The organism is Paenochrobactrum gallinarii (assembly GCF_014205685.1).
Classification (GTDB): Bacteria; Pseudomonadota; Alphaproteobacteria; order Rhizobiales; family Rhizobiaceae; genus Paenochrobactrum; species Paenochrobactrum gallinarii.
On the sequence record NZ_JACIIU010000075.1, the window covers coordinates 1 to 1,690 of the forward strand.

Annotated in this window: 1 protein-coding gene and 1 pseudogene; both read left to right on the forward strand. The window is 43.6% G+C overall.

Annotated features, from left to right (window positions below; translation table 11 throughout):
• Positions 1 to 278: 278 nt before the first annotated feature.
• Complete coding sequence (locus FHS77_RS16010; protein ID WP_184224908.1) at positions 279 to 911, forward strand: acyltransferase family protein; 633 nt, start codon at positions 279 to 281, stop codon at positions 909 to 911.
• A 100-nt stretch (positions 912 to 1,011) separates the two neighbouring features.
• A pseudogene (locus tag FHS77_RS16355) lies at positions 1,012 to 1,690 on the forward strand (transposase); the annotation flags it as partial.

Below are 1,690 nucleotides of genomic sequence, written 5' to 3' on the forward strand. Positions count from 1 at the left end.
CCGTAGTCGCCATCGCGAAACTCCCGCCAAATCTACACAAACGGAAATCGCAGATATAAAAGGCAGACAAAAGGTGAGATCCAGAAAACGCTTACCTTTATTATGTAGGATCGATGCAACCGCGCTCAATTGGTAAAAAACTTGCCCGTCTCTTGCCAATCTATTGGTTAATCACGGCAATAACTGTATTCACATATCCATTAATGCACGGAGATCTATATAAACTAGACTTCGTCCTAAGATCCATGCTTCTAATACCTCCCCCAAGTAATCTAACAATGCCAATACTATATCCTGCATGGACATTAATTTTTGAAGTTGCAGTTTCTGTGCTGGCTATTGTTTCTTTTTTGCTATCTGCACAGTATAAATATTATATTTTTTTTGCGGCTATACTATTTCTTGCCATTTGTGATCCCTTTACAGGGGTAAAGGAAATTGACTATTATTTTAATGATCGTCTTTTAAGTACTGCTTTTGGCCTAGGAATAGCCGTACTCATCACAAAAGGGATAGTTCTACCTAAAAAAATTGCCTATTTATGCATCCCATTCTCATTATTGCTTCTCGTCATGACAAAATTAAGCTCCCCACTGACATGGTCATTTCCTGTTGCCGTTTTGGTTATGGCTGTAATCTCACTAGAAGATCAGATATCATTTATAATGATTAAGCCATTTCAAGCCATTGCTTTGGCTAGCTATTCTATTTTTTTAATACATCCTCACATTATCTGGCAATTCGATTATTGGCTGCCGGAAAACCGATCCCGTTGGATAATCCTCATAATCATGTTTTTATCAGTTATAATTGGAGTTATTGTTCATTTGAAAGTGGAAATGCCGTTAATATCCTTAGTGAATAAACTTCTAAGCAAACTGCCAACGGTGAAGAACAGGCAAAAAACGTAAATTTAACTAAAGTGGTCCTGCAAAACTGACTGTTTGTGACCTCAGCCCCGCAAACTCCTTCAAATTTTGGTAGATTCCAATCCTTGGTAGGAGATAAACAATGAAACGCTCACGGTTTTCAGACGAACAGATAAACGGGATGATTAAAGAGCAGGAAGCGGGAACGCCGACTGCACAGGTGTGCCGCAAATACTGGATTAGCAGCGCCAGTTTTTACAAATACAAAGCCAAGTTTGGTGGCATGGATGTCTCTGATGCGCGCAAGCTTAAAGCGCTGGAAGAGGAGAGCGCTAGGTTAAAGAAGCTGCTGGCCGAGACGATGCTCGACAATGCCATTTTGAAAGATGTTGCTGCAAAAAAATGGTAACGCCCGATGCCAAGCGGGATGCAGTTGCTCATGTCTGCCAGGAGTATGCCGTGAGCCAGCGTCGGGCGTGTGTAGTTTTATCGATTGATCGATCAAGTGTGCGCTACCGTCGTAGACGACCCGACGATGCGCATATTCGTGAGGCAATGAAACAGGTGGCATCCGAGCGACGACGCTTCGGTTATTGACGCATTCACGTCATGCTGGAACGACAGGGGATCATCATGAGCCTGAAGAAGCTACGCGGGTTATACAAGCAAGAGAAGTTGGCTGTGCGCAAGCGTGGTGGGCACAAACGAGCCTTGGGAACACGGCGGCCGATAGTTTTACCATCGCGAGCCAATGAACGATGGAGCCTCGACTTTATCAGTGATGCCTTCACCGATGGTCGTCGTTTCAGGGTTCTTGCGGT